Below are 25,785 nucleotides of genomic sequence, written 5' to 3' on the forward strand. Positions count from 1 at the left end.
CGACCACCAGAGCGCCCCAGCCGGGGCGGTGTGAGACGGAGAAGGGACGGCGATGGGGACACGATCGGCGCGGGGGCACCGCACCCATGTGTCGGGTGAGCCGCGTACCCGTCGTGAGGTGTGGCTCTCGTCGGAGGAGCGCACGGTGATCAACGCTGCGGCGGCGCAGGCGGGGTTGCGGCCGGGTGCCTACATCGCCAGGGAGGCGGTGCGCGCCGCGCGCGCGGACACGTCCGGTCGGGGTGAGTCTTCCGGTGCCGAGGTTGCACCGGCGGCCGGTGTCACCGTGTCCGGTGCGCGGGAAGTTCTCGACGAGGTGCGCCACCTGCGCCGGTTGATGGGCAACGTCGCCGGCAATCTCAATGACGTCGCTCGGCACGCCAACTCGACCGGCGAGCTGGTCGAGCAGTCGGGTGCGATTTTGGATTTTGTGCGCCGCACCAACGAGCGCGTGGACGCCGAGCTGATGGCGATCCTGCGGAGGCTGCGGTGATCGGGAAAGTGGACCGCGGGTGGGATGCGCCCGGCCTGGTGTCGTATCTGATGGGTCCGGGCAAGCACAACGAACACACCCGGCCGACGGTCATCGCGTCGTGGCAGCACGATCCCGGCGCGTTGCAGCCGACGAGGATCGGCGGCGGCGATTTCGATTTCGATCCCGCTGAGCTGGCCGCGTTACGCGCTCATGTTCACGCCCCGGCCGCGGCGGTCGGGTTGCCGCGCCGTCAGCCGGCCGACGGCGAGCCCGGCTACACCAAGCACGGCTATGTGTGGCACACCTCGATCGCCATTCCCGCGACCGACGGCGCTCTCACCCAGGACACGTGGGCGCAGATCGCCCGCGACGTGATGGAGCGGACCGGTATCGCCGCGGCCGACGATCCGGGCGGATGCCGGTGGATCGCGGTGCACCACGGGCGCAGCGCCGAGGGCAACGATCACATCCACATCGCGGCCACCCTGGTCCGCCAGGACACCGGGGCCCGGGTGCATCCGCGCAACGACTACCGCAACCTGCGGTCGGTGATGCGGGAGTGGGAAGACCGCCTCGGGTTGACTGTCACCGCGCAGAACGCCCGCGACGCCGACCGGCCCGCGACGCGCGGTGAGTTCGAGAAGGCAGCACGCCGCGCCGCCGACCCGGACGCGTTCGTGGCCTCGCGGACCGATCCGAGCGAGACGATCCGCGGGCAGCTGCGCCAGGTCGTCGCCGACACTGCGGCCACATCCAACGACACCGAAGAGTTCCTGGCTGGCCTGCGCACCCGCGGCCTGCTGGTGCACCTGCATCACGACCAGGCCGGGGCGGTCGACGGATACGCGGTGGCGTTGCCCGGTGACCGCAATCGTCAGGGCCGCCCAGTGTTCTACGGCGGCGGAAAGCTCGCTCGGGACCTGTCGTGGCCGAAGGTGTCGGCGGAGTTCACCCGCCACGGTGGTGTCGTCGCAGACCGGCCCGCCGCGCGGAGTTGGGGCCTCAGCGCGACCCGACTCGACGGTGCCCGCGAGGTCGTCACCCGCGCCCAGCGGGCGTTCGCCCGCCAGCCCTATGCCGCCCAACGCGACATCGCTGTGGCCGCGCACCGCATGGTCGCCACCTACGCCAAGGTCACCGCCGGTAACCCCGGACCGAACGGCACACCCGATCAGACCGGGCCACGCATCCAATCGGTGTGGACCGGTCACCGATCGTCGCGGGCGGCACGCATGGCCGCACATGCTCGCCACGACACCGGCCGCCCGCTCGCCGGGATCGCCGCCGACCTCAACGCCGCCTCCCGTAACCTCCTCGCGCTCGGTGCACTCGGTGAGGGCGGGCCCGCGAAGACCGCGAGCGTCGCGCTTGCTGTCGCGCTGGCCGAGCTGGTGACCGAGATCGCCGCCTGGCATGACCGCACCGGCTCCCCCGCTGGCGGCACCGCGGCCCGCCGATGCGTGAGTGCGCTGCGCACCCACACCGGGTGGGTCAGCCAGCCGACGGCGGCCACGCCTGCGGCCGTGACGTCGGCGAGCCCTGATCCGCACCGCGCCCCGCCGACGCCGTCGCCGCGGCCGCGGGGAACTCCCGCATCGAGTCCCGGCGCACGGCGCACACCACCCCCTCCCCCCGGACCACAGACAGGACCCCGACGATGACCGCACCCGAGCACCGCACCCACACGATCACCGACGAGCTCGCGCACCTGCGCGAGACACCGCACCTCGGTCTGCCCCGCGAACAGGTCCTCGGCATGGCGATGGCCGCCCGCGCACTCGCCAACGGTATGCGGGCTGCGCGTGAGCGGCGCGGCCGCGCCGGGTGGTCGGACGCCGAGCACGCCGCCCGCCTCGAGCTCGCCGCCGACGCCCACAGCCTCGACCGCCTCACCCCCGCCCAAGCGGAGCAATGGAACCAGCGTGTCGCCGCCGGCGACATCACCACCCACCACCATGGCCCGTCGGGAATGACCATCTCCTTCGCCGACCTCGACGACCACACCCAAATCGTGCAAGCAACCCTCGACAACCGCACAGTGACCGTCGCGGCCGGGTCAGCCGACATGGGTGCACGTGTGCGGTCCTGGCTGGCTGAGTCCCCCAGCCACGACAGCCTCAACGAGCTACGCGACGTCGCCCGCGACATCGCCGACGACAAGGCGCGCGTCCACCTCGACAACTCCCGCGCCGAGGCCGCCACCGCAGCGGCAGACGAGCACACCGAAACACGCGGACGCGACGACGCTGAGGCCCAGGAGCGCCGCGAGCTCGCCGACCGTCTCGGTGACCGAGTGCCCGACCGGGTGACCGGCCACCCGTCATGGGCGCGCGCGGAGAAGCAGTTCGCCGACCTCGTCGCCGCCGGCGCCGACCCCGACACCCTCACCGATGCCGTCGCCGGTCTGCGGTTCACCCAGCAGGTGCGCTCCCCCGCCGGCCTGGCGATGTGGCAGATGCGCAAGACCGCGGCCGGGCAACCCGGGCCCAGTGACGAAGACACCGCCCGCCGCGAAGCCGCGACGGAATGGCTCACCACCGAAGCCCGCGACACCCCCGCCGATCGGGCCCGCGCCACACGCCTCATCGGTCAGTTCGACGACGCATTCGACGCACAACTCGCCGACAAGTACCCCGGCCTGTTGTCGGTCGACGACGCACACATCGCCGACCACATCGCCCGCGCCGACACCAACACCGACGCCGCGGCCGAACACGACGAGACTGCCCGCGTCGACGAACAAGCTCTCGCCACGATCGCCGCACCCGCAGTCGACGACACCCTCGACCGCGGCACCGAGCGCGCCGACATCGCTCTCGAACACGGCCAGAGCGTCGACCACGAACACACCGCCGCCGACGAACGCGACCTCGCCGAAAATGCCGAATCCGACCGAACCCGCCACGCCGCCGATCACCTCACCGACGAACGCGCCGCCGAACGCGCCGCCGCCGCACCCTCACGCACCGCCGACGGCAACGCCGTCCGCACCGCTAACCCGCGGCCGCGCCGCGGCGGACCAACACGCGCACCACAGCAGAACACCAACCGCCGTGCCCGAACCCGCTAACTCCCTGACGTTTCGCGGGCGGCTAGCAGTCGCGGTGGCACTCGTCGTCGCATATCTCCTTGCCTTTGGCCTCGGGATCTTTGCATCGGTGGCGGCGCTTCGCGGCGCCGACCTGAGTATCCCGAGCAGCGCCGACGGTGGTCCGGTCTCGTACGACTGGACCTATGTCACTGTCGAGATTTGCCTAACGATGATCGCGGTCGGGCTCGTCGTGGGGGCGGCAGAGCTCACCGCTGGTGGCGGGTTCCGGTGGCCGGGCGGTGACATCGCACACCGAACCTCGCCGGTAGGGCCGGTGGTGATCGTCGCGACGATCGCGGTCTACGCCCTCGCTCTGGTCTCAGCGCAGCTCATTCAACAAGCGATGCTCGCCCACGGCGCGGGCCTGCCCGCACCCGAAACCCGCGCCGGTACCCCAGTGTCGGCGGCGATGATCCTCGCCGCTCACGCAGGGATCGGTGAGGAGATGATTGTTGTGGCCGGTCTGGCCATGGCCGTCGGTCTGTTCACCCGCCGCGCTGTCATCGCGCTACCGATCCTGATCGCTGCCCGGCTGGCCTATCACGTGTATTACGGCTGGGCGGTCGCCGCTCTCGTTCTGTGGGCGGCAGTGTCGGCATACATCATCTGGCGGTGGCGGTCGTGGACTATCCTCACCGGGTTCATCGCACTGCACATCGCCTGGGACGCACTCATTCACTGGGATCTCTGGGCAAACGGCTACGCCATCCTCTACCTCTTCGGCGTCCCCGCTGTCGCTGTCCTTGTGGCCTGCTTCATCGTCGACCGGCGGTGGTGGGCGGCCCCGTCAGCGAGCTCCGAACCCGAGCTCGGTCGAGTGCGCACTTCGCCTATCTCCGCCCCCTGACCGACGCCGACTACGGTCAACATCATGGACAAGCGACGGTTGGAGGTGCGGGTGCTCGCCGCCGTCGACCGCGTCGTCAACGGCTGCCCGGTCGAGGACGACTACACCGAATGCAAGGCCACATGGCCGGATGATTATCGCAAGTCCGCGCGCCAAATCGCAGCATTGTGCAACGCGGCCCGCGGGGCAGAAGCATTGTGGATCATCGGTCTCGACGAGCGACGTAAGAGGGTCGAGGACGCGGGCTCCGTCGAGCTGGCCAACTGGTGGCCCCAGCTCGAACGCTGCTTCGACGGCGTTGCTCCCGCGGTGCAGACCCTCAACGTCGCAACGGCCACAGGCGATGTCACCGCACTGCTATTCGAGACGGACCGCTCCCCCTACGTACACCTGACAGGCCACAACCACCCACAGCGAGAGGTTCCGTGGAGAACCGCGACTGGCACCTCCTCGGCGACCCGTGCGCAGCTCTTAAGTCTCCTTGTCGCGACCGCGGTAACACCCCAGTTGGAGTTGATCAGTCCGCAGGTCACCTGCATTGCAGAGAGAGTGACGTTCGAGGCGGACCTGTTCATCTCTGCCAGAGAGCAAGCGATGCTCCCGAACCACCGGTGGTCGCTCACCATCTCCTGCGACGAGTGGGATAGCGACGGGTTGGAGCCACTGCGGCCGACCCTGCACGTCAACAGACTCGGCACCGACGAGGAAGGCCCGGGTCTGCGGGTGCTCGACCACTCCGGGATCTACGTCAACGGGGCAGGGCGGGTTCATCTGCGGGCGGAGCTCAGTCCTCAGGACTTTGAGACGGTTTGGCCTCCAGAGCACCGGCGGACGTTCGAACGCCAAGCGTATCTGCGGATCGCGCTGGACATGCCTGTAGATGGGCGGGACCGAGCCGCCCACGCTGCTGCGACCCTCACCTGGGTCAACACTGGAACAGTCGGCGGCCTCTGGCGTGAGCGATAGCGGTAGTGCGGATGCGCGCAGTGGCGCTCATCTGGCAGCGGACGTCAGCGGTTCGGTTGGTGGGGGTGCATCGGGGGGCGTGATCTACCGTGACGTTGTCGCGTCCGCGCGACAAGCGGGTCGAGACCAGGGGGTCACGTGACAGATGGAGACCGTCCAGACGAAGACGGGCAGGCAGCCGAGACGCCCTCGGACGGCGGCATTCAATTTCCGTCGGGTCTCAACGACAGCTACCTGGAGGCGGCCCGCCAGAAAGCCCCCTTCATCGGCGAACTTCGTAGACGTTGGTACGACCTACCGTTTCTCGCTCTCGACGCAGCGCTGAGGTCGTGGCCCCAGCGGCTAATGCCGCAATCAGTTCGCCGACGTCTGGGGCAGTGGCGGCGCGAGCTTACCAGATTCAACGACCACGACCGGAACAAAGCATGGGACCCGGCGGACCCCATGCACAACGTCACTGTTCCTGGCGACGAGCACGTCACCGTTCCCGCGATTTGGGTCGTCGAACTGTTTCCACCGAGCGCGACACCGGACCTGGCGACGCTGTACGAGACCTTCCCGCCGATGATGGTCACGTTCGGCGGCGGCAGTGTGGCGGACTATCTCGCCGACACCCGCGGCGGCTCCGGTCACTGGTCGCGGCTCCAGGAAGTTGACCGTTACCGACGCCCCGATTTCGCTTCGGGAGTCGAGCTCATCTCAATGCAGATCGGCACAGGGCTTACGGCAGTCGTGGGGCGGTTCCGGCTCACCGTCGCCGCTGCGACGCAGCTGGATAACGAGTGGCACCGGCAGCACGAACCCGAGCTCCGGAGAACAGACCACGGGCGAGTGGCGGACTCGCGAGAGTTCGCCTTCTACAACCAAACTCAGCGTGCCCGCCGGCAGCTCCATGACGAGGCACGGCGGTGGATGGGAATTAATTGCGGCGGCTTTTTCCACAATCTCGGCACGCCTCAGCCGCTGATCGATGTGTTGCTCCTGGAGCTGCACGACCCCACGCAGGAACGCGGCGAGGACAGAATTCTCCGCGGTCTCGGCCTATCGGAGGTCTACGCGGTCATCGAGTCCGATCAAGTGCCCAAGCTCGTGTTGGCGCGAAGCGGCCGCCAGCAGACCGACAACATCCTCAGTAAGAACACGTGGGCCCTGTGGGGCAACCGGACTGCGGCTGGCGCAGTAACCGACATGCACTATGGAGGTACGCCGGGCAGCGCCGACGCTGTCGCTTATCGAGCTGCTGACCAGATGGAAAACCTGATACTGGCAATGGCCGTCGACCACATGGTTGACGCTCTTCGCGGTCGCTACACCAGTGCTCGGGACACAGCCGGGCAACACAACGCTTTCTCTCCAAAGCAGCTCTCCGACTTACGCCAGGACATGCTCAGTCTCAGCCTTGATCTCTCGACCACTGCCAGGGAGATGAGGGAATGGTGGGACTCGCCGAACGTCGCCGTCCCCCAGTTCACGTTTCGCTTCCTAGATGAGGACGAAGAACGATTTGATTTCACCGAGCGCCTTCGCGACTCGCAACTTCGCTCCCTCGAAGACCTTGTCGCCGCGGAATCAGCTCTCCGCGAGATTCTTACGACCGTCGCAACGCTGGGTGCTGCCCGCGCTGCTCACCGAACCGGTCGAATAGCTCTGGGTGTGTCGGGGCTCAGCTTGACGACAACACTGCTGCTCAGCAGGCCTGGAATGGACTCCGTCATAGCGGTCGTTGTTCGGTGGCTAGTCGAGAGATAGGCGACGACCGCCGGTGAGGTTGTGTAGCGCGGCTCGGGATCGTCGCCGCGGTCGCAAGTGCGGTCCTGGGGTGAGTTGTTGGTTTGGGGTATGGGTGGCGGGTGTGGCCGGAGACTCGGCAGGTGCTGCGGGGCTGGGGAGCCCACGGACCTTCCGCGCTCTCGATTCCGGCCACACCCACCGCGCCACCGTGTGGTCCGGTCGAGACTGGGAGTAAGACAACACGGTGGCGGGTTCAAGGGGTGCCCGGTGCTTAGCCGGCGACGGCGCGGAGGCCCGGCGCCGTGGTGGGCAGGTAGCGGCGGTCGTGCGAATTGGGTGGGCTGTGCTTTTCCGGGGTGCACGCGTGAAAGGGGCCGCCGGCACCGGTGAGCACACCCACGTGGTGGTCGAAGTGGTCACGCAGATACCCCGACAGCGCGGATGCGCCCTCGGCGGCGGCGACGAGCTGCTGGGCGCGTAGCGCCCACAGCCGGGTGATCGCCTCGGGGTGAAGATCCCATCGGGAGCACCACCGTGTTCCCCCGCCACCGCCGGCGGCGACCTTGCGCTCGCACCAGTCACTCACGTTGGCCATCACCCACGGCCGGAGTACGTCGAGCACAGGAGGGCCATTGTCGACCGCGGAGAGCACCTCGGAGGTCTCCTCCTGCCCGGTGCCCGCGTCGGTCGCAGCGTCATCGGTGGCCACGGTGACGGGTTCGTCGGCAGTCTCACCGAGTGCGGCCAGTGTCGATTCCAGCTGCGCCATGCCTTCGGCCTGGATCTCCGCCTGGGTAGCCACATCGGCGAGCTGGGCCCGCACCGCGGCGAGCGCGTCGCGCAGATCGGCGATATCGCGGTCGCTATCACTCACAGCCGCCACCCTTCCCCTCGATTGGTCATCACGGGCTCTAGACCGCACTGAGGCGGTGACGCAGACGCGCACCGAGCGGGTTGTCGTCGCCGAGTTCGCGGATCGCGGTATCGCGCACCGTGGCGGTGTACTCGCGGGCGTGCTCTGTGATGGCCGCGGCGTTGTCGGTCTCGCGATACCACGGGAGCAGGTCGAGCAGGACCGGCCGCGAACCCTGACGAATGAGCAGGGCGTGGTTGCGGCTCAGACCGGCGACCTCCTCGAGCGGCAGGATCGGTTCGCGGACCTGGCTCCGGTTTTTCGTCTTTCCGCCAGGGCCGATACTCAGCGATTCTTTCCACACCTCGTGGGTGCCGACGAGGTCGCTCACCATGCGGGCGTCGTCGACGTTCTGTAGGCCAGCGCCGATGATGCGGCAGGTCGATGCACCCCACATCGCGGCCATCCCCTCACGGCCCCACACGCCCATGCCTTGCTGGTAGGACTGCAAGATCACGTCCACGAGAATGCCTTTCGACCCCAGGTGCGACGCTTTGGCGGGCAGGTCGGGGATACGGCAAATGTTCGCAGCCTCGTCGAGGACGATCACCGGCTCTGGGCTGATGCGCCCACCGGACGCCGACGCCGCGAGGTCGCCGAGTTTGAAGATCTGATCGACCATCGCAGCGACCACCGGGCCCGAGGACTCCGCACCCTCCTGAGTCATCAGATACAACGTCGGTGCGTCCTTCTCCGCCGGGGCGAACAGCGTCCACAGATCCAGTTCGGGGATCTCGCGGGCGGGTGGGTTCTCCCACGTTTCCGGTGGGGTGACCCAACACAGATCGGACTCGTCTTGCAGCGACTCCAGCGCCGCCGATGCCCCACCCTGGATACCGCCCAACGTTTCCTGCGGGAGTCCCCACTGGGCTTCCAAGGCGCGGGCGTGCCGGTGCAGGCCATGCTCGCGCAGCAGCTCCACCGGTTCGGCCGAGTATCCGTCAATCCACTCGATGACATCGCGCATCGACCGGCCCGCGACGGCGGCCGCGAGCAGGGTCCGCGACAGCATCTGCTTGGACGAGGAGTCGAAGAAACCGGAGTTACCGCCGTCGGAATTGTTGGTCCCGACCGCGGCCATGAAGTGAGTGGCGACCCGCTTGGCCGACTTGTAATCGACCACGGCGGACAGAATGTTCCACCACCACATCTGGTCGACGAACGCGATCCGGCCCGGGTCGTAGGCGTAGATCGGTCCGACCTCTTTACGCAGGGCGGCGGTCAAAATCCACAGATCCGGTTTGTTCGAGGTAGCCACCACCGCGCCACGGGCGGCGAGGATGCGTGGCACCGCCTGTGAACTGGTCTTATTCGACCGTGGACCCATGATGATGAGTGTGAAGTCCTCCAGGGTTTTGTAGACCCGCTGCCCGCCTTTGGTGGTGCCCTGGCGTCGGACGACGCCGATGGCCATCGCGACGTCCTCAGCGGTGAGACCCGAGCGGGCCGGATCGTCATCGCTGAGACCGCGCAGTTCCGCGCCCTTGTCGATCGCCCCGGCACCCATAACGTCGTCGAGGTCGCTCGCGTCACGCAGCTTGCGGTCGGCGGGGCTTTGCGACCACCACGAGCGGGTCACGTATGCCCCCACCGCGGCGGCGATGAGAACCACGACCACAACGGTGACCGGCAGCCAGGTCGGCCACCCCAGCATGTTGTGGCCGATGATCGCGACACCAATCGCGGCCATGACCGCCAGACCGGCGAAACCCATTGCTTGCATCTGCTTGTCGGTCGACGAGTTGTCGCTCATGCCACCGACCCCCGCTGCGCCTGGGTCGCATCCTCGGTGGCCGCCAACAGGAGCACACGGTCGGCGATGACATGTCCGAGTGCGGTGTCGTCGGTGTGGACAATCACTGTCGATGACCGCGCGCCGCGCACTTCTCGCCACACCCCGTTCCCGCCGGCGTCGTAGCCGCCAGTGGGTCGGGTGGGTCCGGTGATCGCCGCGGCCACCGACAACAGAGTCCGGCCGGCGAGCGCGGCGGCATAGCGCACGAGATCGCGGTCAGGGGCCAGGTCACCGGCGGCGGCCGCGACGCACAGGGCGAGGTCGTCGTCGCCGTCGGCACCGAGCAGCTCGACGATGGTTGGGATGGCCCCGGCGTCGAGGATGTGGGCGACGGTCACCGGTGGCCACCCGACGAGAGCGGCGGCGTGCAGCGCTCCGGTCAGGACCGTGGCGGCGTCGGGGATCGCGAACCGCAGGGCCGAGGGCAGATCGCGGGTGAGGTGATCGGCCGCGGTCGCCGCGATCGACTGATCGGCGCATACGTCGAGCAGGGGCCACCAGGCCCGCCGGTCGGCCGACCCCGCGGCGGGGTCGGGGCTGATGACCGTTGCGTTCGGGGCCAGGCGCAGGTGGGCGGCCAGAGCGGTGCGGGTGGGGGCCACCAGCACCGTCGGGTGATCAAGCGACGTCGGAGTCTGCACGGGTCGTTCCTTTCGTATCGAAGCTCGCGGTCACGCCGTTCCAGGCGGTGTCGGTGTTGTAGAGGGCGGCTTCTGCCGGGTCGAACTCCATGACCACCGGAAGTCCCATGCGGGCACCGGATTTCACGAGGTACTTGCCGCGGCCCGGGTGGCGCTGCCCGGGAACCCACGTCGGGGGTGCCGACCAGCTGGTGACCATGGCCCGTTCCCGGCTGGTGAACGGGGTCAGCTCGTGCAGGCGCTTCATTTCCTCGCCATCGAGGCCGCCGAGGACCTTGATCGCGTTACGCGCGGCCATACCGCGGGCCTTCGCGCGGTCCTCGACGGTGGCCAGAGCGTCCAGGTCAGACAGCGAGTGCGTCGACTGCGCCGACACAATCCCGCGGTGGCGGTTGAGGCGGGTCATGCGGTCGGTCTTCTCGACCAGTCCCGGACCCGCCCGCAGGCCACGCCACAGCTCATCTTGGGGTTGAAAGATGTTGCGCCGGTTGCCCGATGCCTGCTGGGCCTCGATGACCGCCGCACCCCACGTCCAGGAGCAAAGCATCGCCGCGCCCACGACGTCGTCGCCGTCGTCCTCGATCGCCGACAGCGACAGCGACACCGCCGGAAGGTCCTTGGTGACCTTGATCGTCGACGGCCGATCGAACATCCCCTTGATGGGGCCGTTGTCCGAGCACAGCAGGTGCAAGGTATTGCGGAACTCCCGGATCTCACGCTGATACGTCATGTCCTCGACACCGCCAACCGCCGACGGGACGGCCATGATCTTGCGCAGCGCGTCACTGCCATTGTCGAGGGCACGCAACACATCCGGGATGGTCGGTTCCTCGTCGCCTGCGGCGTCGTCGGCGATCGCGGTGGCCGTGCCCAGCAGCAGCCGTTCGGTCGGGGTCAGCTCCGCTCGACCGACGATGGCCAGCAGCGACTCCAACAGCGCCAAGCGGCGACTGTTGGCCAGCGATTCGAGCTGGTCACGCTCAGCGCCGGTGATACCGGCGATGACGGCGACCAGTGGGCCGCGGTCGAGCGGATTGAGCGAGTGCAGGCCACGACCGATGCGGAACACCTCACCGCCGATCGCCCCGACGAGCGGGGTGTATTCGTCCTTGAGGTCACCGGGGATGATGCCCATGAACCCGAACCCGACCAACCCCATCAGCAAGCGTTTGAGGAACGACGACTTACCAATACCGGGCTGGCCCTGAACCCAGATCCCGGTGTTGGTCACCAGGCCATCGACAAGCCACTGCGCCGGATCGAGGCCGATCGGCTCCGCGGTGTGCAGGTTGCGGCCGATCGGCACACCACGCACCCGGGCACCACTGGGCGCGGGGAACGGATAGAACCCGGGCATCTCCGCGGTCGTCGACTGCCACCACGCGCCGGGCTCGACGTTGGCCGCCCACCCACCGAACGGGCGCCGGAACCCCTTGGCCGGTGGCCGCGGCCCCAGGGCCGCGTTGAGGACGTCGAACGGCAGGTCGGTGGGGATGTCGTCGAACGACACCTCGCCGGGCGTATCAGCGACCGCGTCGGGATGCGGACCCAACCCGATCGCCCGGAGGATCTTCTGGCCCATCGACACCCGTTCGGCCTCAACCGCCACGGCGACGTCGACGTCGGGCAGATGAGACGGCCGCTCAGCGACCGCCTCAATAATCGAATGCGTTCCCATACCTATGCTCCCCACCGGTCAGCGGCGTTGCGCGACAACCCCGATGCGGGATCGACCCCCACGCCGAGTGACGCCATGAATGTGGCTTCTTGGGCCTTGCGGGCGCGGCGCCAGCGGCCTTTGCTCTGGCCCTGGCGTTCCTCGGCGTCAGCGCACGCCGCGGCCAACGTCGTTTCGTTGCGCACCGTCGTGGTCAGGTAGAACGTGAACCGGCCCAAGCCCGCGCCCAACGACTCCTGCTGCGCCGCCCGACGGGTTTTCACCCGATCGTCGTGCTCGCGTTGGGTTTCGTCCTTCTTCGTCTTCTGCGCCCAGATCCGGCGGAACACACCGGCGTTGACCTCCGACTCCACCTTTTTCGACGCCTCCGCCGCGCTGTAGGGGCGGTAGATCATGCACAGGCGGCGGTGATAACGGCCCGGGGCCACCAGCGGCAGCAGCGACCGGTACCGCACCACACCGTTGGGTGGGGCGGTAAACACCCACGACACCGAATAGCCCGAATCGTGGGCGTACACATCAGGATTGGACCCCTCGGTGCGCAGCGGACCAGCGTCCTTCCAGTGCCACAGCTCCTCGGTCTCGTCGAGCTCGGTCGTCCGGATCGCCGGGTCGAACGCCGCGCGCAGATACCGGATGAGCCCGGCCCGGGTCATCCGCCCCATGACCGTCATCCCGCACGAGGCCAGCGACGACTCGAATCGCGGCAGCATGTTGACGACCTCGGCCGCGCCGCGCTGCAACGTCTCCGGGACCGGTGTCGCCTTAGACAAATTGAAGTTGATCGTCACCAGGCAGGTCACCTCTGCGGTGCGGGCCCGGGACTGGTTGACCAGCCGCTCGAGCACGCCCCGGCAGAACTCCGGTGCGCTGGTGTTCTTCTCGAGTCGGTCGAGGGTGTACGCCCGCTGGTTCATCCCGCCCGCGGGCGCGGTCTCGGTGATGAACGCCAGCGAATCGACCAGCGGCATGTGCCCCAGCTCGGCGAGCAACCCACCGAAGTTCGTCACCCACGTCAGGGCGTCGGCGTCGTCGGCCAGGGTCAATCCGACCGGCGCAACGAGTAGCGGCGCGGTCAGAAGGCCGGTCTGGCGGTTCCAAATCAGCGCCTGGGTGCCGCCGCGGCCGTCTTCAACCTCGATCGGGCATAGCGGGGCCAGTGGGCCGGGCAGGTTCTCGCCGCGCGGGAATTCCTCGAGGGTGTCGTCGGCGTAGGCCGATGCGTTCCCCGCCCCGGCGAAACGGAGATAGAACGCCGTCGCAGCCACAATGGTGCGACCTGACGAGGTCACGGGGATCACGGCGAGCACGATCACGAGGAAGGCGAGTACTGCGAGCATTCCGGTGAAGGCGAGGTTGCCGAGCATCGGCGAGAACGCCACCACCGTCACCGCGATGAGCACGATGATCGTCTCGCGGGTGCCGAGCTTGCCGATACCGAACCCGCGGGCCCGTCGGTAACCGGAATATCCGGGGTTGGTTGTCATCGCTGAATCTCCTGTCGTGCAAAGGATGTGCCGCGCACGGGCACGGTGGTGTGGCGGTCGTCTCGGTGGTCGGTCATTGCATGTCCGGTCCGGTGGTGTCGGCGGTTTCGGTCATGCCGTCGGCCATGCCTTGGGCCATACCGGTGACAGAGTCCCCGGCCGAGCTGATCGAGTCCTTGGCCACCATTGCCGCCGCGACGTAGGGGTTGCCGCCGGATTCCGCTGCGACAGCGCCCATCTCGCCGCCACCAACACCCCCGGCGGCGGCACCTTCGCCGCCGGCACCGCTGCTCACGGGGACCCCACCGTCATCGCCGCCGGAGATACCGCCCGCGGCGTCGGGGGACTCTGGGCCGACGTCGGAGCCGCCGAGATCGGCCACGTCCGCACCGCCGCCGACCTCGGCGCCGCCAGCAGACTCGCCGCCGGAGCCGTCCCCCCCGGAGCCGCCACCGCTTCCGGGGCTGTTGCCGGGGCTCGGGTCGGCCTCGGGGCCGGTCGTCGACGACTGCGGGCCGGTGGCGTCCATGTAGTTGGATTGGCCATCCCCACCCGACGAGCTGAACGAGCTGAGCATGTCCCCGCCGAGCTGCGCGGCGAGCCCCATGCCGCCGGTGATGCCGGCAAGCGCTGTACCCGCGGACCCGCCGCCGGCAATGGCTGGGGAGATGAACGCGAAGAATTTGAGCATCGCCGGTAGCGCGAGCATGGTCAGGGCTATGACCATCAAGCCGACCATCACCGCCGACAGCGAGTGCTCGGTGCCCATTAGCTTCCATCCGAGGGAGTACATGATCGCCGCGGCGGGCTTGTAGAGCACCAGGGCGATGAGCATCGCACAGATCCGGGGGAACCACTGGCGCCCCCACGACGACAGTTGGCCGGCGGCAGCGAAGATCAGCATCGCGTAGAGGACGACGATTCCGGCCTGGCGGGCGAAGCCGAACAGCCACTGGATACCGGCGAGGACGGCGGCGACGATGCCGAGCAACAACACTCCGCCGGGGTTGTGCAGGGTGGCGATACCCAGCATCTGCTGCATCTGCGGGCCGAACTGGTCAGCACCGTCGGCGGTGACCTGTCGGGCGAAGTCGTCACCGGCGTGCATGGCACCGGCGAGGATCGTCGTCGACAGCGACGCAATCAGCACGAACTTGATCGCCCCCATGCCCAGCTCTGCGGCGGGGCCGGGGCGGCGGGTGAGCACCATCGTGATCGCCGAGCCGATGATGCCGAGCGCGATGATCATCATGACCACCGTCTGCACAGCGCGGCTGCCGGTGAGCGCCAGCCCAGAGGTGACGTCGATCGAGCCGACCTTGAGCCACCACGTCATCGACAGTGTCAGCAGGTCACCGGCGAACTTCCCGATCGACTCACACGCCTGCGCGAACCAGTTGTCGAGTTCCTTCTTGGCCGCGGAAACGGGATTCAGCTTGTCCCAGTCCACCTTCCTAGTGACGTCACCGGCACCGGGGGTGACCGTCCCGCCCTGGGTGAGGCGTTGGAACCGGCCATTGCTGTCGTACTGCATCGGCTTGGACTGCTCCCACCCCTCGGGTTTGTCGCAGACCGGGATCTTGTTCTTGGCAGTCGCGCAGTCGAGCACACCGTCGCTGTTGAGCAGGCCCTTGTGGTCGGCGTCGAGCGAGCCCGGCGCGGTCGCCGCGACGCCGGCGAGCTTGCCGGTGGAGTCGTAGATGTAGCTGGTGAACCCCTTGGAGTCATCGGCCCCGCCATGGGTTGCGCAGTCACCGAAATCGGGGTGCGTCGCGCACTGGATTGAACTGAACCCGGGATGGCCGTCGATCGGCGTCAACCATGACTTCTGCTCGCTGGTCAGTGGGCCGGGATCGGCGGGCACCCAGCCCTTGGTGGTCGCTGGGTCGGCGGCCGCAGACCCAGCGAACGCCGACAGGAGGACCGCCATGGCACCCAATACAGCGGCCAGGGAGGTACTGAGACGGGATGCGCGGCCGGTCATCGCAGGCTCCGGTCGGTGAACTGGTGCCAGGCCGGGTCGCCGGTGATTGTGGCGGCGGGGATCGGGTCGGCGGGGCTTTCGTAGTAGTTGGGCTGGTACTTCCAGTCACCGGAGATCCAGACCACGGTGAGACGGAAGACGTTGTACTGGCCGTCGGCGGTCGGGGTCGCGATGTCATAAGTGGCGGCCTGGTCGTCGTACGGTTCGTAGGCCCGCCACGCGAACGCACGAGGCAGCACCTGGTTGGTGTCGAGGCTGGCTTGCAGCCGTGATGCTTGCGCCCGGACCTCGTCGCGGTCGCTGTCGTCGCCGAGGACCTGGTCGGCGATGATCTGCTCGGTGCCCGACAGGGAATACACCCGAAACGGGATTTGCAGCGCCGCGATGAGCGCACCGTCGGCGGTGTGGGCGAAGCCGCGGGCGAGGACACCTTCCTGCACTCGTGGGCCGGCGGTGTCGGAAAACGGCAGCTGGACCGGGCCGACCTGCAACCACGTGATCGGCCTGGAGGTCACCGTCGATGTCGAGGGAGCTGCGTCTGGTGCGGGCACCGGTCCCCCACCAGGCGCAGCGTTGCGGCCGACGCCGCGGGTGGCCACGACGACCACCACCGCGATGAGGGCCAGCACGACGACGACGATCGCGATGACGGCGGCTCGGTGGCCACGGCGGTGACCAGTGTCGGGGGGCTGCCGGAATTCGGGGCTGGTGAAACTCATAGCGGGTCGTCCTTGATCAGAAGCGGGTGAACGTGGCGGGCAGCGGGGCGTCTGGCAGCGGCGGGCTGTGGGAGTCGAACTGGTCGCTGTAGCGCCAGTCGCCGCCCTCCCAGATCAGTGCCGACCGGGAAAACCGCACCTGGTCACCGGGTGTGCGCGGATAGGCCAGGTAGACCGTGGCGTGGTTGTCGGCGAACGCCGACACCCGAAACGCCACTGGTGCTGAGGCGAACTGCGCGATGACCGACGGGTCGGGTTGCGGGCCCGCTGCGCGGGCGGCGACGAGCTGGCTGCGAGTGGCGTCGCTGACGTCGGTCTGTGCGTCGACGACTGCCTGGTAGTCCGGGGAGAACGCCAGCCGGAACGCGATCTGCGCCGCCGCGAGGACCGCGCCCTGCGGGGAGTTGGAGTACCCGCCGGTGACCGCGCCGTTGATCCGCGTCGGGCCGTCGGTCGCCGAAAACGGTAGGGGTACCCCATCGACCCGTTGCCACGAAATGCCTTGCGGTGCAGCGGTCAGATAGTCCGGGTCGGCCGGTGTACGGGTGCGGTGCGGGATCTGCGGCACCAGCGACCCCTTCGCCGTCGTCGGCGCCCCTGACGACTGGCCGAGCGCTCCACTGCCCGGGGTGGTGTCGGAGCTGCACGAGTGCAGCAGCGCAGCCATCACCACCCCGGCTACGACCAGTGCGGCGATGATCACCTTCCCCCGGCCGTCGAGGCGGTGGCGGCGGAACTCTTTCGTTGTCATCGCCATCAGCGGTGTCCTTCCTTCGTCATCACAGGTGTTGGGTGGTCAGTCGGGGATGCCTGCGGAAAGCAGGAGCCCGCCGATCGTGGAGGCAGATCCGACAAGCAGGCACGCGGCCCATATCCAAATGCTGGATTCCAAAGCGGTTTTCGCGACCGTCGAGCGGCCCTTGAACCCGACGATCATCAGACCCATCACAACCATCCCGCCGAGGACGGCGGCGATACCGAACCCCGTCAGGCAGTAGCCGACGATCTGGGTGGAGAACTGGTCGAGGTTTCTCGCCGAGTCCTTTTCCGAGCCGCCGAACTTCTCCCAGTGGATCTGGCCCTGCTCAGGAGTGCCGAACTTGATCTCGTTGTCCCCACCAGAGGAGTCCGGGTCGGTCGACGGATCGGGGGCCGTGGCACCCGATGACGGGGCCGGGCCGGTCGACGGACCGGGGACGCTCGGTGCGGCGGGGTCGGCCCAGGCCACCCCGACACACGGCGTGGCGAGTAGACATGCCGTGAACCAGACCGCGATCGCTGCCGCGGCCCACCGTCGGAAGCCGCCCATCAGCTGAACATGTCGAGCAGGCCGGTGAGGCAGCCAACGCCGATAATGCCGCCGAAGATCCACGGGAAGTGGCTCACAGCGTCTTTGGCGAAATTTGACCGGCCGCGTGCGCCGATGATCATTCCGGCGAAGACGAACAGTCCAGCGCCCACGGCGAGGACGTAGATGAAAGTCTTGACCATGCCGAGGATCTGATCGACGCCGCGCTGGGCCTTCTCTGGCAGCGGGACTGGCTTGGGGTCGGGGAAGTTGCCGTCGGCCACGGTGATACCGCTGTGGGGTCGGTGGGCCTCCCACAGGGTGGCGGCGTGGGTAAGGGTTTCCAGTGCGATGGACATGCGTGTTCCTTGTCTTTTCAGGAGGTCCGGCGCAGACCATCTGCGCCGGTCGAGTCGAGTGCGGTGTAGCGGGCCTGGGGAGGCGGCCCGTGTGATGCCGACCGCGACGGGGGCGCGTCAGGCGCCACCGACCAGTGGTCGGCGCCCGTCGCCGGCGGCGGCGGGAAACTTGGTGCCCGCGACGCGGCAGGGGCGCTAGGCGCGGCTGACTGCACCGACGTGGGTGCCGCAGCCACCTCGGCGGGCGCCTCCGGGGCGCTCGGCGCGGTGTCCACCGGATGAGTGGCGTCGTCGCCGTTGTTCGGTTCGGCGCTCAACACGGTGGTCACCGCGGCGAGCAGGTCCTCCCGACGCACACGAGCGGCCATCGCCCAGCGAGGCGGGGCATCGCCCAGCACGGCGTCGCGGGCGGCGGCGGCCGGATCGGCCACTTCGCGCAGCGGTGCGAGCCACGGAATCCACACCACGGCTGCGACATTCGGTTCGAGCATGTGCGCGCGGTCGCGGACCGCGGCGGGTGCCTTCTCGGCGCAGTCGGCGACGATCACCACGACCGGCGGCGGGTCGAGGGTTGCCGCGGCGCGGGTCACCGCGGCGAGCTGGTGGGCGACCGAACGGCAGACCAGGACGTCGGCGGGCATCCCGGGTACCCACACACCGGCGTCGGGAACGCCGAGCAGTCCGGCGACGACAGTGGTCCCTACGCCCCCGGCCACGCCGGCAATCACTGGTGGGCGCATGCGGGTCATCGGGTCACCACCCCGCATCCGTGCTGGCCGTCGTCGGTGACCGACCACCCCGCGCTGTCGCGGGTCATCGTCACCACGGCGACCGGATGCCGGTCTGGCACCGCCCTGTCGGCGGTGAATGTCTGGGTGACCGTGACCACCCGCACCGCGAAGGAGGCGGTGTCGGCGGGGCGTTCCTCGCTCCCGATCGCCACGGTGGTCTGCGCGCGAGCGTGGACACGGGCCAGCGATGTCCAGTCCGCGTCGGGCGAGCCGATCGGCGGTGTCGCGGTGATTCGCTGCGCACACCGTTGCGTCATCAGCGGTGTCGACCGCACTGCGGCGTCATACGGGCTGCGGTCGGTGACGGTGTCCCAGCCGAACCAGATCCGGGCTGCGGCCAAGGCCACCGATGTCGGATCGGCGCGGTTGGCGGCGACCCCGTTCGGCAGCGTCGGCGGAATCGGCGGCGGGGTCGGGTAGGTCGCCGACCGTCCCGGCCAGGACTGCACCGACGGCGCAGTAAACGGTGGCAGCGATACCGTCGCCACCGACGGTGAGGTCGTCGAGCTCGTGGTGTCGTCAGCACCCGAGCACGCGGTGAGAACGGCGGCCGCAGCCGCCACCCCCACCACTGCACTGAGAACGTGAATGCGGGTCGTCTTACGATCCGAATCGGCGGACATACATCTCCTCTCCGTTCCATCCCGACAGCGGCATGATCGACACCGTCTCCCCCGACTGGGGGGCGTTGAGTAGCATGTCGACGCCGTTTTGCTTGCCGTAGTAGATGCCGACGTGGTGGGTGTTTCCTCCACTGCCGAAATAGATTTCGTCTCCCGGGGCCTTTTGGTCGAACGGGATCTCTTTACCGCGCGGGTCGTAGAGCTGGCCCGGGTTGGAGTGGTCACCGGTGAAGTGCGGAAGGACGATCTTGCCGGCGGTGGCCTGCGCGACCGCGTAGAGCGTGAGCCCCGAGCAGTCGAAGCCGGTGACCCCGACATCAGGTGCTGAACCCGCCGACGGTCCATCCTTCGTGCCACCGGCCCAGGCGTACGGAGTTCCCAGCCACCGCATCGCCGCCTGGATGATCTTCCGGTTAATCGGCCCCGACAGTCGAGTGTTGCCGCCACCGGCACCGATAGCCGCGTACTTCGGGATCAGGCGCTTGATCTTGGGTGCGTAGGACTCGGTCTCGCCGTTGTTGATGTTCGGGCCACCGTTGGCGAGTACACACCCGTACCCGCAGTTGTAGGCGTTGAGGACGATGTCGAGCAGATCGCCCTTGATCCGCCCCGACGCGATGTCCTTGCGTGCCTGGGCGGCTGTTTTGCAGTCAAAGTTGGTTTGCGCCATGATCGCGTCCGGCGGATCGAACGGGGACACCGTGCCGTTGTGGTTGGCGTCCTCGCCGTACGACGGCCAGGTGTAGGGCATGAACTGCGACAGTCCCTGCGCCCCGGCCGGCGAGACCGCGGTCGGGTTCCACCCGGACTCGACCTCGATCTGCGCGGCGATGACCGGGGCGGAGATGTCCGAGCAGACCTTGCCAGCCTTGATCACCCACGACTCAAACTCCGGTGGGACAGTGCCGGTCTTGAGACCGGCCTGCGCCGATCCTCCACCGATCTCGTCGGAGGGTTTACTGAACGGTGCAGCGATGACCGTCACGATGATCACCGGGACCAGGAACACGATTCCTAGCACCAGCGCCAGTGAGGTTTTCTTCACCGCCTACACCTTCCCCAGCTTGCGTCGCCGGTGACGCGGCCTGTGTGCCGTCGCCTGTTATCCCTGCGAGGATTTCCATCCGCTCTGGTGGCGACCCTTTGCGGCGCACTCCCATACGCCCCGTCAGGTCCCCGCCAGGCGGGGTGTTGTTTGTTTGGTTAGCTGCTTTCAATCCGGCCGAGAAGCCATTTCGCGAGCCACTGCGTGGCCGAGTCACCGCGGCTGTCGACCGTGGTGTGGGCGTACGCCTGGTGCGCTCCCAAGAGCGCGTAAGACGCCACTTGCACTGCCTGCGTGGCCAACTCATCGGGCTTGGTCAGTGACAGGAACGCGTCATACTCGGGCATGTCGACGACCTTCCCGATGTCGGAGAGCATCGACGACGCGAACACAATCTGGGCCAGCTCCAAAGGAAGCGACGCCGGATTGACCGCCGCAGCCATCGAGACCCGGGTGACCGCGCTGATGACCGACGTCACCGCCTGTTGAATGTCGGCCGGGTTTGCGTTAGCGACATGCTCCAGCAGCGTCAGCGCGCGGCCGGTCACGTACGGGCCGATGTCCTCGCTGCGCAGGTTCAGCAGCGGGACAACCGCGGCGATCGCCTTGGACTTTCCCGACAGAGCGCAGATACTGTCCTGCGCACCGCAAAACGACGTGACCTTGTCGGCCAACGTGCCGAAGCCGTCCGGGCGGGCACCAACGACGCCCTGCCCCACCACATTCGGGCCCACGAAGCTCTCCGCGCCCGGCAGGCTCACCGGCTGTGCTGTCGGCTGATCCGAGTCGAGGTTCGACGTGGTTTGGGTGCGGGCAGGGTCCGACAACAAACCGCCGGCGATCACAGTCGAGTCCGGGACCGGGCCCTTGCCGTTTCCGATCGCCGACAGCACATCGCCGGCGATGAGCGCGCCCTGCGAGTAACCGAGCAGGACTTGCTTGGCCGTCGGACACTGCGACGCAATCGCCTTCATCCGGGCGTTCAGGGCGTCGGTGCCGGCCTTGCGAGACTGACCCAGAGTGAGCGGATTGCCCTTGATCACCCCGGCCAGTGGGCCGCCCACCTGCGCCACATACGGGACCTGTTCGAAGCTCACGGACTTGCCGATCGATTCACCACCATCGGTGGGTGCAGGAGCAGCCGCACCGGGCGTCGGTGTGGTCGTGACGGCCGAGCTGGTCTCGGTAGACGGTGCGACTGCATCCCACAGTCCCCCACTCGACGCCGATGTCGTCGGGGCATCCGTAGTGGTCGGCGTCGACGTCGTGGTGGGTGCAGCAGCACCCGTGCCACCCCGTCCGTCGTTGGTCAGATAATCGTTGGAACCGCCAGCGGTCGGACCGCCCTCATCGGGCAGCGGCACACTGCCCGCGCTAGGAGTCGATCCCGCAGTCCCGCTCCCCGCTGCACTATTCAGCGCCGACGTCGCGGCGTCACCAAGGAACGACCCCAAGCCCGACGAATCCCCCGCACCCTGGCCCATACCCACGGTCGGCGCCGCGCCGATCTGCGCAGGCACAACACCCGGCGCCGAGATCGGCGTGCCCTTCTCCACCGCAGCCTTCAACGGGTTCGTAACACTGGCCAACATCCCCGGCACCACCGCCGGATTCGCCTTCGCGTTCGTCTCCCACGTCCCCGGCACCGCCAAAACGAACACGTCCTTGCACGCGATCGTCGACGGTGCCGCGTCCGCGGAGACGGCTACCGCCCCCGACACAGACGCCGCGGTGACAACGGAACACAACCCGGCGATGACAAAGCGGCGCATACGACGACTCATCGCGCGTCACCCTCAAATGCGTGATGAGTCGTGTAACGAATCGTGTAATGGCCGGAATTGCAGTGCGGCAGCGCGAAATCCGATACCCGCAGCCCGACCACACACAACCAACCAACGCGGCGCGCACCGCACCGATCCGTCAAGCACGCGTCCAGGTCGGTTAGCTGCTGCTGGCCTGACCACTCCTCCACCACGGCGTCTACAGCACTCGCCACATCACTGGCAGTACTGATATTCAGAACACTCATCTTGTTAGCCTCGCAATCTGCGCTCTGGGCGTGCAGAGAGAAGCGAGGGTCAAGACATGCGCATGGTTCCACGCCAACGGCGCTAGAATGTTCACGTCCAGACCGATGCCTCACCTACCGCATCGGATCGGATGGGTATCTCTTGCAGTTCCAGGCGAGTATTGACGCCAATCGAGGCTCGTCTGGAACTGTGAGGGCTGAATTACGTCAGGTCACAGACTCCCCCAATTCGGTAGCTCTGGATACTAAGCAGAGCCCGCCAAGGCATCCGATTTGAGTGGTCATTGAGTGCGGTTTCTCCTCTGTGGTGCGGGGTATCCAACGATTTGAGCATCGCGATATAGCGATGCCCTGCGTTCGATTTGTCGCGACCACACTCGGAAAACCAGAGCGCGGGAACTTCCACATGAGTGCGCGTTGTGAGAGAGATAGTAACACCTCCGTAACGGCGGTCAAGTGATAGCTATTACGCGTCCTACCGTACCGTCAACGCCTCTCGCGTGCAAGTATTGGGCGCAGGTAATCGGCGGATCGGAGAGGATGTTTTGGTGCGTGCAAGTCACAATGATGGGAAGGGCTGAAGTGCAGTCGGGATGATTTCGGCCACCGAGGGAGGCGAGAGAGTGCCGCGAGCGGGCGTCTATGGGTTCTCATCGGCTACCCTCCGACGCATTATGTCCCGCCTCGGGGTGCAGCCCGATGAACTCGCAGAATCTGTTGGAGTTTCGCGGCAGAGCGTGTCGGCGTGGTTGAACAGCACGACAGTTCCGAGCGCGCCCAGTCTGGCTGCTGTCGCTTCTGCGCTAGGAGTCAACGTTGAGGAGTTGACCCCTGGGTTGGATGAAGAGGCGATCCAGATTGCTGATTTACGCGCTCGTGGTGGTAAATCGCAGTCGGCGGCAGCAGGCGCACTGTCTATCAGTAGAACCAGCTTGGGCGAGTTTGAACGCGGGCAACGTCGGGAGCTACCCGATTCGGTTGCCGACGCGATGGCAGAGCTCTACGGCGTGTCGCGAGGTGTCGTGGACTCTGCTTGGGAAAATACACGAAGCGCACGTGTGAGACACCTTGCTGAGCGGCAAGCGGCGCGCCGCCGCCGCAGTTAAGTAGCGCAACTATTCGGCGGCGTTCGTTTCGCTCGCGCGCTCGGTCGCGAGATGCTCGATCTCAATTGGGCTGAAACGTCCAACGTGTAGCCTCTTCCCCACTGCCCCGGGGTACCCTGTAAGCAGAAAACGGACCAGGGTCCATTCTCGGTCCTTGTTTAGTATTCGCGCAATAACGGGTATTTCTAATTCGTTTTGCGTGCGGGCTTTGAGGACCTTCTGTGCCCTCGCAAACTCGTCCCAATCCTCTGGATGGATCAGGTTAGGCGGGGTACCGGGCGTCTCCATATCCGGCAAGTCCGTCACTGCGGAATCCGCGACGTAGTTAGGCTTCGGTGAAATCCAGTACATGATCGCTGGAATCACAGGTGGCGTGGCTTCGTCGTTGGTTCGATACGCGATGAGCACAGCAGGTGGGGCATCGGAATGACGTTCCAGGTCACTTAACCGCAGTGCGGTGAGAGGTCCAATCGACGGCTTCTCAGTGTCGGACACGTCGTGCATGAGTCCCCGAATCTCTGAGCCATTGATTCCAGTACCCGCTCGAGAAATTCCTCGCCATGCCATGAGGTGCCCGTCGTCGTGGAGGACAGTCAGTGCTCCCTGAAATTGGGTGCGCGTCCCGTCATTCATACATAACGCGGCTAGTTCATTCAGAGCATCGAACTGGACTACTTTGCGAAGGAACTCACCGGGATCGCGAGTGCTGCCAAAACCCTCTGGACTGGTCGAACTCATCATGTACGACTCGAGGGTATGTGTCACAGTGAGTGTTTCGATTGACCAGGAAACTGCGGCCACCGCGCGTTCTTGCGTGGGCTGCTCGCCGCTCTCACCGATCCACGTTTTGATGCCGTAGACATCGCCTTCGGGACCAAGCACTGGCACCATGACGATCCTTCGCGGACCCAGCCTGCCGACAACTGTCCGGTCGAGTCGATCGCGATTATGGACGACCTCGGTGCAAAGGTCTTCGATCGGCTCAACACCGTCTTGGCGGCGGAGCGAGCGTATCGACGTCCACTCACGGCTATCGCCGTCCTTAAAGACTACCGACAGTGCTGGAGGGGCGAGCGCCTCTATGAGATACCAGGAACCCATTTTCTTTACCCTTCCATTGCTACTCGTGATACCCCTATCGTGAACGGTTCCGGACGCAGTGTGCCCCGCTCGCGCATGCGGATCGGCTCGTGTCGGTCGACCAGGTCGACATCGAAGTTCGCCACTATACCGCTCAAAAGCACGGCGGCCTCATGGAGCGCGAATTGTCGACCGATGCATGAACGAGGGCCTGCTCCCCACGGAGCAAAGAACTCGCCCGATCGGGCGGTGATCCGTGTGTCGATGAAGCGCGACGCCCGAAACTCGGAGGCGTCGGTCCCCCAAACCTTGTGATCCCGTTGGGCAGCTAACGCGAGAACGAAGACAGCACGGCCTGCAGGAATTTCGAATCCCCCAAGGTTCTGATCTGTCCGTGCGACACGAAAGAAGCCAGGAACTGGTGGCCACAGACGTAGACACTCGCTGAGGAACGCTCTTAGGACGCGGTTCTTGGCTATCGACTCGTACGTGGTACTCCCAGCATCTAGTGACGATCGCAGCGTCGTGGCCACTGTGGGAGCGGAAGCGAGGTAATGCAGGGCGACTTCCAGCAGAGCGGCAGTCGTCTCATGGCCAGCGACCAGGAAGGTTAACACCTGGTCTCGAATATTCTCGTCGGGGAGAGTCTGCCCCGTCTCGGGATCTTCGCTGTTCATCATGAGGTCCAACAGGTCGGGACCTTCTTCTCCGCCGTTGGCTCTAGCTACACCAGTTCGCCGACGCACCTTGATCAGATCATCGACATAGTTCTGGGCAAATGCCACATCTCTGCTCAGCTGCGGTTTTGCGTGCCGGCCACGCACCCACCCGACTATAGGAAGATCGTTGCTGGATTGACTTGCCCAATCAAGGGTCCTTTCTAACGCGGACAGGAACTCTTTGGTCTCGGATGCTTGTGCAGGCTCTCCGAGTAGCCCCATCGACTGAGAGAATCCCGCCCGCGAGATTACCTCCAGAGTCGCGGCGGTCATGTCCTCATGCACTGAGACGTCGCTTAGGTCATTCCACTTTGCCGTCAGATCGTCAGAGACAGACTGCATCGCGCGGTGGTAGACGCGCATCGCTTCTTGCGAGAACCCTGGGGTCAGAATCCGCCGAGCCTGCCCCCACAAC

24 protein-coding genes are annotated in these 25,785 nt (G+C 66.8%); 7 read left to right on the forward strand and 17 right to left on the reverse strand.

Translation table 11 applies throughout. The features are described 5' to 3' along the window. Nucleotides 1–145 precede the first annotated feature (145 nt). The 6 genes from A5785_RS07950 to A5785_RS07975 all read left to right on the forward strand — a co-directional run bounded on the left by A5785_RS07950 (nt 146) and on the right by A5785_RS07975 (nt 7,128). Nucleotides 146–493 carry a hypothetical protein gene (locus tag A5785_RS07950; RefSeq protein WP_231894079.1) on the forward strand — a complete coding sequence of 116 codons (348 nt, stop codon included), beginning with the start codon at nt 146–148 and terminating at the stop codon, nt 491–493. Next, nucleotides 490–2,136 carry a relaxase/mobilization nuclease domain-containing protein gene (locus A5785_RS07955; protein ID WP_064865689.1) on the forward strand — a complete coding sequence of 549 codons (1,647 nt, stop codon included), beginning with the start codon at nt 490–492 and terminating at the stop codon, nt 2,134–2,136. Before A5785_RS07950 ends, A5785_RS07955 begins: the two co-directional genes overlap by 4 nt. Next, a complete protein-coding gene (locus A5785_RS07960; RefSeq protein WP_064865691.1) occupies nt 2,133–3,545 on the forward strand; it encodes a hypothetical protein in 1,413 nt (470 codons plus the stop codon). Before A5785_RS07955 ends, A5785_RS07960 begins: the two co-directional genes overlap by 4 nt. A gap of 34 nt (nt 3,546–3,579) precedes the next feature. Then, complete coding sequence (locus A5785_RS07965; RefSeq protein ID WP_064865693.1) at nt 3,580–4,413, forward strand: hypothetical protein; 834 nt, start codon at nt 3,580–3,582, stop codon at nt 4,411–4,413. A gap of 51 nt (nt 4,414–4,464) precedes the next feature. Next, complete coding sequence (locus tag A5785_RS07970) at nt 4,465–5,379, forward strand: hypothetical protein (protein ID WP_156525485.1); 915 nt, start codon at nt 4,465–4,467, stop codon at nt 5,377–5,379. Between the two features lie 138 nt (nt 5,380–5,517). After that, nucleotides 5,518–7,128: a hypothetical protein gene (locus A5785_RS07975; RefSeq protein ID WP_064865697.1), complete on the forward strand. Its 1,611-nt coding sequence runs from the start codon at nt 5,518–5,520 to the stop codon at nt 7,126–7,128. Between the two features lie 253 nt (nt 7,129–7,381). Here A5785_RS07975 and A5785_RS07980 read toward each other — a convergent pair whose 3' ends face one another. From A5785_RS07980 to A5785_RS23250, 15 genes are all read right to left on the reverse strand, one after another. Beyond that, nucleotides 7,382–7,984 carry a DUF4913 domain-containing protein gene (locus A5785_RS07980; RefSeq protein ID WP_064865699.1) on the reverse strand — a complete coding sequence of 201 codons (603 nt, stop codon included), beginning with the start codon at nt 7,982–7,984 and terminating at the stop codon, nt 7,382–7,384. A 37-nt stretch (nt 7,985–8,021) separates the two neighbouring features. Beyond that, on the reverse strand, nt 8,022–9,776 hold the full coding sequence (locus A5785_RS07985; protein ID WP_156525484.1) for a type IV secretory system conjugative DNA transfer family protein: 1,755 nt from the start codon (nt 9,774–9,776) through the stop codon (nt 8,022–8,024). After that, on the reverse strand, nt 9,773–10,459 hold the full coding sequence (locus A5785_RS07990) for a hypothetical protein (RefSeq protein WP_064865702.1): 687 nt from the start codon (nt 10,457–10,459) through the stop codon (nt 9,773–9,775). Before A5785_RS07990 ends, A5785_RS07985 begins: the two co-directional genes overlap by 4 nt. Further along, nucleotides 10,437–12,137 carry an ATP-binding protein gene (locus A5785_RS07995; RefSeq protein WP_064865704.1) on the reverse strand — a complete coding sequence of 567 codons (1,701 nt, stop codon included), beginning with the start codon at nt 12,135–12,137 and terminating at the stop codon, nt 10,437–10,439. Before A5785_RS07995 ends, A5785_RS07990 begins: the two co-directional genes overlap by 23 nt. Nucleotides 12,138–12,139: 2 nt before the next feature. Further along, a complete protein-coding gene (locus A5785_RS08000; protein ID WP_064865706.1) occupies nt 12,140–13,624 on the reverse strand; it encodes an SCO6880 family protein in 1,485 nt (494 codons plus the stop codon). A gap of 73 nt (nt 13,625–13,697) precedes the next feature. Beyond that, nucleotides 13,698–15,554, reverse strand: coding sequence for a hypothetical protein (locus tag A5785_RS08005; RefSeq protein ID WP_064865708.1), 1,857 nt, complete (start codon nt 15,552–15,554; stop codon nt 13,698–13,700). Between the two features lie 50 nt (nt 15,555–15,604). Then, nucleotides 15,605–16,327: a hypothetical protein gene (locus A5785_RS08010; protein ID WP_064865710.1), complete on the reverse strand. Its 723-nt coding sequence runs from the start codon at nt 16,325–16,327 to the stop codon at nt 15,605–15,607. A 16-nt stretch (nt 16,328–16,343) separates the two neighbouring features. Further along, nucleotides 16,344–17,084, reverse strand: a complete 741-nt coding sequence (locus tag A5785_RS08015; RefSeq protein ID WP_064865712.1) for a hypothetical protein — start codon at nt 17,082–17,084, stop codon at nt 16,344–16,346. Nucleotides 17,085–17,123: 39 nt separating this feature from the next. Next, nucleotides 17,124–17,636 (reverse strand): hypothetical protein, encoded by a 513-nt coding sequence (locus A5785_RS08020; protein ID WP_064865714.1) that lies wholly within the window; start codon nt 17,634–17,636, stop codon nt 17,124–17,126. Further along, on the reverse strand, nt 17,636–17,974 hold the full coding sequence (locus A5785_RS08025; protein WP_064907300.1) for a hypothetical protein: 339 nt from the start codon (nt 17,972–17,974) through the stop codon (nt 17,636–17,638). Before A5785_RS08025 ends, A5785_RS08020 begins: the two co-directional genes overlap by 1 nt. A gap of 17 nt (nt 17,975–17,991) precedes the next feature. Then, the gene (locus A5785_RS08030) at nt 17,992–18,723 is read right to left on the reverse strand and encodes a hypothetical protein (protein WP_064868449.1); all 732 of its coding nucleotides are present in this window, start codon (nt 18,721–18,723) and stop codon (nt 17,992–17,994) included. Next, nucleotides 18,720–19,388 (reverse strand): hypothetical protein, encoded by a 669-nt coding sequence (locus tag A5785_RS08035; protein WP_064865721.1) that lies wholly within the window; start codon nt 19,386–19,388, stop codon nt 18,720–18,722. The genes A5785_RS08030 and A5785_RS08035 overlap by 4 nt, the downstream gene beginning before the upstream one ends. After that, nucleotides 19,366–20,433 (reverse strand): C40 family peptidase, encoded by a 1,068-nt coding sequence (locus A5785_RS08040; RefSeq protein WP_064865723.1) that lies wholly within the window; start codon nt 20,431–20,433, stop codon nt 19,366–19,368. The genes A5785_RS08035 and A5785_RS08040 overlap by 23 nt, the downstream gene beginning before the upstream one ends. Nucleotides 20,434–20,591: 158 nt before the next feature. Further along, nucleotides 20,592–22,217: a cutinase family protein gene (locus tag A5785_RS08045; protein ID WP_231894078.1), complete on the reverse strand. Its 1,626-nt coding sequence runs from the start codon at nt 22,215–22,217 to the stop codon at nt 20,592–20,594. Continuing rightward, complete coding sequence (locus A5785_RS23250) at nt 22,214–22,465, reverse strand: hypothetical protein (RefSeq protein WP_156525483.1); 252 nt, start codon at nt 22,463–22,465, stop codon at nt 22,214–22,216. The genes A5785_RS08045 and A5785_RS23250 overlap by 4 nt, the downstream gene beginning before the upstream one ends. Nucleotides 22,466–23,058: 593 nt before the next feature. Between A5785_RS23250 and A5785_RS22845 the strand changes: the two genes are divergently transcribed. Continuing rightward, a complete protein-coding gene (locus A5785_RS22845) occupies nt 23,059–23,571 on the forward strand; it encodes a helix-turn-helix transcriptional regulator (protein ID WP_269449559.1) in 513 nt (170 codons plus the stop codon). A 9-nt stretch (nt 23,572–23,580) separates the two neighbouring features. On the opposite strand, the gene A5785_RS08050 is transcribed toward A5785_RS22845, so the two are convergent. Next, nucleotides 23,581–24,672, reverse strand: a complete 1,092-nt coding sequence (locus tag A5785_RS08050) for a GAF domain-containing protein (protein WP_064865726.1) — start codon at nt 24,670–24,672, stop codon at nt 23,581–23,583. Nucleotides 24,673–24,677: 5 nt separating this feature from the next. Further along, nucleotides 24,678–25,785 (reverse strand): cytochrome P450 (locus tag A5785_RS08055; protein ID WP_082946552.1); only part of this gene is annotated, 1,108 nt, incomplete at its 5' end.

Source organism: Gordonia sp. 852002-50395_SCH5434458, from assembly GCF_001665905.1.
GTDB classification, from domain to species: Bacteria; Actinomycetota; Actinomycetes; order Mycobacteriales; family Mycobacteriaceae; genus Gordonia; species Gordonia jacobaea.

Bases quoted from the DNA above. Each gene is read 5' to 3' on its own strand.
- A5785_RS08000 (WP_064865706.1), bottom strand. From the start codon at position 13,624: ATGACAACCAACCCCGGATATTCCGGTTACCGACGGGCCCGCGGGTTC.
- A5785_RS08020 (WP_064865714.1), bottom strand. From the start codon at position 17,636: ATGGGCGGCTTCCGACGGTGGGCCGCGGCAGCGATCGCGGTCTGGTTC.
- A5785_RS23250 (WP_156525483.1), bottom strand. From the start codon at position 22,465: ATGAGTGTTCTGAATATCAGTACTGCCAGTGATGTGGCGAGTGCTGTA.
- A5785_RS07995 (WP_064865704.1), bottom strand. From the start codon at position 12,137: ATGGGAACGCATTCGATTATTGAGGCGGTCGCTGAGCGGCCGTCTCAT.
- A5785_RS22845 (WP_269449559.1), top strand. From the start codon at position 23,059: ATGATTTCGGCCACCGAGGGAGGCGAGAGAGTGCCGCGAGCGGGCGTC.
- A5785_RS08045 (WP_231894078.1), bottom strand. From the start codon at position 22,217: ATGAGTCGTCGTATGCGCCGCTTTGTCATCGCCGGGTTGTGTTCCGTT.
- A5785_RS08015 (WP_064865712.1), bottom strand. From the start codon at position 17,084: ATGGCGATGACAACGAAAGAGTTCCGCCGCCACCGCCTCGACGGCCGG.
- A5785_RS07960 (WP_064865691.1), top strand. From the start codon at position 2,133: ATGACCGCACCCGAGCACCGCACCCACACGATCACCGACGAGCTCGCG.
- A5785_RS08025 (WP_064907300.1), bottom strand. From the start codon at position 17,974: ATGTCCATCGCACTGGAAACCCTTACCCACGCCGCCACCCTGTGGGAG.
- A5785_RS07985 (WP_156525484.1), bottom strand. From the start codon at position 9,776: ATGAGCGACAACTCGTCGACCGACAAGCAGATGCAAGCAATGGGTTTC.
- A5785_RS08030 (WP_064868449.1), bottom strand. From the start codon at position 18,723: ATGACCCGCATGCGCCCACCAGTGATTGCCGGCGTGGCCGGGGGCGTA.
- A5785_RS08050 (WP_064865726.1), bottom strand. From the start codon at position 24,672: ATGGGTTCCTGGTATCTCATAGAGGCGCTCGCCCCTCCAGCACTGTCG.
- A5785_RS08035 (WP_064865721.1), bottom strand. From the start codon at position 19,388: ATGTCCGCCGATTCGGATCGTAAGACGACCCGCATTCACGTTCTCAGT.
- A5785_RS08010 (WP_064865710.1), bottom strand. From the start codon at position 16,327: ATGAGTTTCACCAGCCCCGAATTCCGGCAGCCCCCCGACACTGGTCAC.
- A5785_RS08005 (WP_064865708.1), bottom strand. From the start codon at position 15,554: ATGGCGGTCCTCCTGTCGGCGTTCGCTGGGTCTGCGGCCGCCGACCCA.